The 7404-nt window shown below is 40.7% G+C and carries 3 protein-coding genes; all 3 read left to right on the forward strand.

Features of this window, described 5'->3' with window-relative positions; translation table 11 throughout:
- Positions 1 to 39: 39 nt before the first annotated feature.
- The 3 genes from H6S82_RS32715 to H6S82_RS12270 all read left to right on the forward strand — a co-directional run bounded on the left by H6S82_RS32715 (position 40) and on the right by H6S82_RS12270 (position 6675).
- Positions 40 to 5886, forward strand: coding sequence for an esterase-like activity of phytase family protein (locus H6S82_RS32715; RefSeq protein WP_347339489.1), 5847 nt, complete (start codon positions 40 to 42; stop codon positions 5884 to 5886).
- 76 nt (positions 5887 to 5962) lie between these two features.
- Positions 5963 to 6124, forward strand: a complete 162-nt coding sequence (locus tag H6S82_RS12265) for a hypothetical protein (protein ID WP_190462908.1) — start codon at positions 5963 to 5965, stop codon at positions 6122 to 6124.
- A 284-nt stretch (positions 6125 to 6408) separates the two neighbouring features.
- A complete protein-coding gene (locus tag H6S82_RS12270; RefSeq protein ID WP_190462910.1) occupies positions 6409 to 6675 on the forward strand; it encodes a hypothetical protein in 267 nt (88 codons plus the stop codon).
- Positions 6676 to 7404: the final 729 nt, after the last annotated feature.

Consider the following 7404-nt stretch of genomic DNA (forward strand, 5'->3'; position numbering starts at 1 on the left):
TCAGTTAACTTTATCCCACGCCCTGCCAATAATCCCGCCGTGCTAGCCAATGTAGATGATATTAATAATAACGTTGGCTTCTGGCTACCGCAAGCAGATTTTCGCATTCCCGAACGGCTAAGTCCAGGCTTCGAGCAATTTTCCGATGCCGAACTCGAAGCTATTTATGCAGATCAAGTACGTACTTTCATCGATTATCAAACTCGGTTAGCTCTGCGAGCAATTCAACAAAATCCAAATGCCGATTTGGTAATGACTTATTTCGAGCAACCAGACGGTTCACAGCATCAATTTCTGCTTACCGATCCTCGCCAACCAACTGATTTCAAAGATCCTTATTCTATCGGTTCCGGTCAAGACCCACAAAAAATCGCTCGTTACCAAAAATACGTACAGACAGCTTACAAAGCAGCTAACGATGCAGTTCAGAAAATTATCGATGCTGTGGGAACTGATGCTGCTGGCGTTCCCAACAGTAATATTATGGTCGTTTCCGATCACGGTTTTGCACCATTCCACACGGCAGTCAGTATTAATAATATTTTGAAAAATGCTGGCTTCGATTCCAGCAAAGTCCGGGCGGTTAGTAGTGGGCCAGCAGTTAATATTTATATTAATTTGCAAGGACGAGAACCAAACGGTACGGTTACTTCTTCTGAGTACGTCCAATTGCAACAACAAGTAGCGGAAACTCTTAAAAGGATTGTAGATACTAATTCTAATTACGTACAGACAACGACAAATATTTTCGATAAAGTTTACACGAGGCCAGTACCTCCTAACCCTACAAGTGCAGACATTATTAATGCAAAAAGCGAATTTATCGGTCAAGATAGCGGCGATGTTTTTGCACTTTTGAAGTTGGGATATAACTTCGATGGAATTCAGAATCCCTTAGTACGACGCAAAGATGATTTTGGCGCAGATAATCCTATTTTTTCAGTGCCTAACTTTTATGGAGCGCACGGTTACGATCCGACGCTGAATGAAATGAAGGCAATTTTTTACGCCGCAGGGCCAGATATTGCTAAAGTAAATCCCGGACAGGTTCGTAATATCGATGTTGCACCCACAATTAATCAATTGTTGAGTGTTAATTCTGCTCCCACAGTACAAGGAAACCCGATTAATATTCAACCGAAAACTATGACAGAATTGAAAGGATTTGCACTTTTACCCGCCGATACTTTTGCTGGTGGCCCACCATCAGGAGCGAAAGCACCCGACTTAGGTGGCCCCTTCCCCGGACAACCAGTTCAAGGATTTAGTGGCGTGCAATTTGCAGATAAAGATTCCTACTGGTTTATGCCAGATAATGGTTTTGGATCTAAAGCAAATAGTCCGGATTTTCTGTTGCGGATGTATCGCCTTTCTCCTGGTTTTAAGGGGGTAGGAAATGGTGATGGTAAAGTAAAGATTGAAGAATTTATTTCTTTTTCCGATCCAGATAAGAAAATCCCTTTCCAAATTGTGAATGAAGGAACGCCGCAGCGGTTATTAACTGGTGCTGATTTCGATATCGAATCTTTTGTTTTTGCCAAAGATGGCACGATTTGGATCGGTGATGAATTAGGGCCGTATTTGTTACATTTTGATAATACGGGGAAACTATTAGAAGCGCCAATTGCTACGCCTAAATTTGAAAATGTTAATACTTTAACTGGGGAAATACCAATTGTCATTGGACATCGGGGTGCTAGCGGTTATCGACCAGAGCATACTTTGGCGTCTTATGAATTAGCGATCGATATGGGTGCTGACTATATCGAACCAGATTTAGTTTCTACCAAAGATGGTGTTTTGGTCGCTCGTCACGAAAATGATATTACTGGTACTACGGATGTTGCTAACCGCCCAGAATTTGCCGATCGCAAAACAACAAAAGTAGTAGATGGTCAATCAATTACGGGTTGGTTTACTGAAGATTTTACCCTAGCAGAATTGAAAACTTTGCGGGCGAAGGAACGTTTATCTTTCCGCGACCAAAGTTTTAACGGTCAGTTTCAAATTCCGACTCTGCAAGAAGTAATCGATTTAGCCAAACGGAAGAGTACAGAAAAAGGCAGAACGATCGGTATTTATCCTGAAACAAAACACCCGACTTATTTTCAATCTATTGGATTACCTTTAGAAGATCGCTTAGTAGATATTCTCAACAAGAATGGTTATACGGGGCCAGATGCACCCGTGTATATCCAGTCATTTGAAGTTAGCAACCTAAAATATTTAAATACGAAGACTGATGTACCTTTAGTTCAATTACTCGATGCTACAGATGTAGGGCCAGATGGCAAATTAATTGAAACCAAACCTTACGACTTTGTTGTTAGCGGCGACCCCCGTACTTATGGGGATTTAAGAACGCCTCAAGGATTAACAGAAATTGCTACGTATGCCGATGGAATTGGCCCTTGGAAGCGGATGATCGTGTCTGTTGATGCTAACAACAAAACGCTAACTCCTACTACTTTAGTGCCAGATGCTCATGCAGCAGTTTTACTGGTTCATCCTTATACTTTCCGCAATGAACCTACTTATTTAGCAACTGATTATAATAACAGTCCACAAGCGGAATACGACCAGTTTTATAAGTTGGGAGTAGATGGATTATTTAGCGATTTTTCCGATACTGCTGTTAAGGAACGCCAGCAATTGTTGGTTTCAGATTTAGTGCGATCTCCTGACAATTCCGATGTATTATCCGGTAAAGCAACTGCCAATCTCGGACGTTCCAGAGGTTACGAAGGATTAGCAATCAATCCCCAGAAAACTAAATTATACGCTCTCTTAGAAGGCCCGGTAACTGGCGATCCTCCAGATACCCTACGTATTAATGAATTCGATTTACAGAAACATCAATTCAGAGGAGCAGTTGGACGCTATCGCCTAGAAGCGGCAGGTAATTCGATCGGAGATTTCACGGTTATTAATGAAAACGAATACCTCGTTATCGAACGCGATCAAAATCAAGGAGATGCGGCGCGACTCAAGAAAATTTTCAAGATCGATCTCTCGAACAAAGATGCCAATGGTTATGTAGCGAAAGAAGAAGTAGCCGACTTACTAAATATTAAAGATCCGAACGACTTAAACGGTGATGGCAGTACCACTTTTCGCTTTCCTTTCGTTACTATTGAAGATGTGTTGGTAGTTGATAGTAATACTCTTTTAGTTGCCAACGATAATAATTATAAAGGTGGTACTGGTCGTCCGCCAGGGCCAGACCAAAATGAATTCTTGCTGCTGAAATTAGATAAATCACTGAATGTAGATTCGCGAGTGGGAGTTGGCGAAGTTCAACAAAGTACAAATAGCGATCGCTCTTTTCAAGGACTATTTGACCCGAAATATTATCTATCAGCTTATCCAGATGTTGCTGATGCGATAGCTAAAGGTTTGTTTAAAAGTGCCTACGACCACTTCATCCAATTTGGTATGGATGAAGGACGCAATCCCAGTTCCCTATTTGGATTGGGATATCTATCAGAAAATCCCGACGTTGCACAAGCAGTTGCTAATGGTCAACTTAAAAGTGGATTCGACCACTTTTTTCGCTTCGGCTATAAGGAACAGCGCAATATTAGTAACCAGTTTCGACAGTTTTTTGATGATAGTTATTATTTGGGTAATAATTCGGATGTGGATGCGGCGGTTAAGGCAGGGAAATACAAAAGCGGGCTGGAACACTACATCAAAGCGGGTTTAGCAGAAGGACGTGCTCCTAGTGCCAATTTTGCCACGTTTAACGATTTTTATTTAGCGTCTAATCCCGACATTGCTCAAGCGGTAAATCAAGGCTTGTTTAAGAGTGGAACGCAACACTTAATACAATATGGATTATTAGAAGGACGCGAACAATTAGCCCAGTTTAATATCATTTTAAATAATTTTAGTGCCGACTTTTATCGCCAGCATTATCAAGATCTCGCAGATGCGGTTACTCAAGGTAAAATCAGCAGTCCGTTAGAACATTTTATTAAGTACGGACTGAATGAAGGTCGAATTCCCAGCGCTAATTTTAATGGCAATTCTTACTTAGGTGAAAACCCAGATGTTGCTTTGGCGATCGCGCAAGGTAAATTTCAAAGTTCCTTTCAACATTACCTGCGTTTTGGTTATAAAGAAGGACGTGCTTCTGACGCAGTTGATTATACCGGAAATACCAGAGGTATAGATGTCAATTTAGCAACGGGGATTGCCAAACAAAATCAAACCACAACCGTACCTTTTGATAATTTACCTGCTCTCGCACAAACAGCAGCAGGTCAAACTATTAATCTAGGTGGGTTTTCTGGATTAACTTATGAAGGAAAAGCTGCTAACGGTAACTTAAAGTTTATCACTCATACCGATCGCGGCCCCAACACCGACCCAATCGATATTAACGGTGTTAGCTCTCGTCCTTTTCCATTACCTAATTTCCAGCCTAGTTGGATACGATTTGAAGTAAATTCAATGACAGGAAGCATAGCTAACTTTCAGCGGATTGGTCTTACCAATAAAGATGGAAAACCTCTAACTGGTCTATCGAACTTACAAGGGACAAGTGGACTTGCTAACAGCGATGAAGTACCTGTAGATGTGTTTGGAAAAACTGTAAATCGCGACCCGTTCGGTGTTGATTTGGAAGGGATTACTCGTGCTGATGATGGCACTTATTGGATGGTGGAAGAATACCGTCCTTCAATCCTACATTTCGATAGCAATGGCAAGTTAATCGAACGCTACGTTCCGCAAGGTGCTAACGCTTCTGGAGTAGTGACAGGTGTAGAAGCATTACCTAGTGTTTACGGTCAACGTCGCAACAACCGAGGGTTTGAAGGCGTTGCTTACCAAAATGGCAAAGTCTACGCTTTTATCCAGAGTGGCATTGATAATCCAGATGTAGCAAATGACAGCAATTCTCGCAATTCTTTGAACTTGAGAATTTTGGAATTTGACCCTAATACTAAAACTACAACGGCTGAATATCTCTATCGGATTGAAAGCTTAAGTAGCGATAAGATTGGCGATGCCGTATCTTTGGGTAATGGCAAATTTTTAGTAGTCGAGCGGGATGATAAATCGGGTGCAGGAGCTTTCAAGAAAGTTTATCAAATTGACCTCAATGGAGCCACAAATTTAAGTAAGGCAGATTTAACTAAATTGCCTGCGAGTAAAACAATTGAAACTGCCACTCTTGATGAGTTAACCGCAGCAGGTATTAAACCAGTTAGCAAACTATTGTACGTCGATCTAATTGCTGCTGGTTACGATCCAGGTGGCGATGCAAAAGTGGAAGGTTTGACTTTAATTGATAATAATACCATCGCTGTCATTAATGACAATGATTTTGGGATCGGTGGAGCAACTTTGGATACCAAAACAGGTCTTTTAAACCCCAGCAATTCTGGCTTGAAACCACTTTGGGGAATCGTTACTAATAGCACCGAACAAAGCAATGTCAGCAATGTTAATAAGATTACTGGCACTGCTTTTAACGATAAGTTAACGGGTAATAGCAGTGCTAATATTATTGAAGGTGGGGGTGGTAAAGATTCGCTTACAAGTGGAGGCGGCGCAGATATTTTCTCCTACACATCCCCCGCTGAAGGCGGCGACACTATCACCGATTTCAGCAGCGACGATAGAATTTATCTGAGTGCGGCTGGATTTGGTGGTGGATTGATTGCTGGTGTAGCTTTAAAAACAACCGCAGCACCTACGGGAGTTTTTGTTAGCGGTAATGCACCATCTGCTCTGGGTACGAGTGCTAATGTTTTATACAATACGACTACTGCTGTTTTGAGTTTCGACCCAGATGGTACGGGATCGCAAACGGCGATCGCGATCGCTACGCTATCAAATAAGTCTGTATTAACGCTAGATCGAATTGCGATCGTTTAGCAGACATTATCATATCCGAGCGAATATTCTAACTAAAAATGGCTAAAACCTTTATTTTGAGAGTATTGCAAGACCGATGTTTCCCAAACTCTTGCGGATACAATGGAAGAAACACCCCACGTCCAGTCAGACAACGCACATAACCCAATCCAAACTTAGTCCGCCTCATGACGAGCGGGCTGTATTGGGCAAAATAAGAACCAAGGTTTGTGCGATCGCTTACTCCCAACATGAATAACCTGTTTATTTATCTTTTTTAGATTTTTTTAACATATTTAAACCTGTGGAGAGAGGATTCTAAAATCAGCACTTAATACCTATGGTCGTTTTATAGTATAATTGTACTATAAAACTAGGTTTTTACGTATTAAATCAATTATTTAGTGTATAAATTAATACTCAAAATAACTAGATTTTTGGCCGATTTGTATATATATTTTTTTAAAGGTATATAAAAATAAAAATGGTAACTTTTATTTTCGTAGTAAACTATTATCTAAGTCAACTCAAAGTATATAGATAATGACCGCGAAAAAATTAGCCACGTTCCGGATTGACCCCGATGAATGGGAAGCTTTTCAGCAATGGGCTAAGCGCAACGGTACAACGGCATCTGCACTCCTGGTCGAATATATAGAAGAGTGTCTAGATAGGCCACCCACCAAACCTTCTGGTATCCGTCTCGAACAAATGGTTATCAATCTAACCAAACGTATAGATAGTATAGATAAAAGGTTGAGTTTACTGGAAACACCTTCTCATGTCCGTAGTGACGAAATTGTTTCATAACCGATTGCTTTTTTACAGACAAAACAAAGGTAGCTAGAAAACTCTTCAGAATTTTAACTAAAGAAATTAGTGCGATCGCAAAACACTTTTGGCTCCCAAGTGGCGTTCGTACTCGCACCTAAAAGCACTCGCTGGTACATTTTTATTCGCTTCCCCTACAAGCTGTAGTTCCACATTGCTTTGGTTAAAGCTAACCGCAGTTTTATTTAATAGCTAAAACTGTTACTTCGATAGAGAGCATTTTTTGCACTTAGCTACGAGAGCGAACTAATTTACGTTACAAATTAACTTGTATAAATTTATACTTTAATTTATTATTTATGCGAAATTATACTGAAAATGCAGTTTAGAGAAGAATTTAGGGAAGCGATCGCGCTCGGCAACCAGTTCCCAGAGAGAGTGCCAGTGTTGTAAACTTTGCTTAATGGTGCTTCTAGCTATTTATGGGTGCTATGAAAATTTTTGCTCCCCTGTGTAGCTCAACAGATGCTTTTTTTGACACGATTACTTAAGCCAACTCCCCCTCCCGATTCCATATTTTTTACCTGCGATCGCTAGTGGGGTTGGCCGCTCTAGTCAATATTTGTTTTGTATTATACTAATATAGGCGAAAAATGTCAAATGAGTTCTCCTTCTCCGTCAAATCAATTAAGTGCAATCAATCAAAGGCTGAAGGCTGGCCAAATTGGAGTAACAATTATCCAAAAAGGCAATCGTTTGTATTTACGA

It is taken from the genome of Planktothrix sp. FACHB-1355 (assembly GCF_014748295.1).
Classification (GTDB): Bacteria; Cyanobacteriota; Cyanobacteriia; order Cyanobacteriales; family Aerosakkonemataceae; genus Aerosakkonema; species Aerosakkonema funiforme_A.

What these genes read in the sequence shown, in the direction of transcription:
- H6S82_RS12270 (WP_190462910.1), top strand. Translation starts at nt 6,409, where the DNA reads ATGACCGCGAAAAAATTAGCCACGTTCCGGATTGACCCCGATGAATGG.
- H6S82_RS12265 (WP_190462908.1), top strand. Translation starts at nt 5,963, where the DNA reads ATGTTTCCCAAACTCTTGCGGATACAATGGAAGAAACACCCCACGTCC.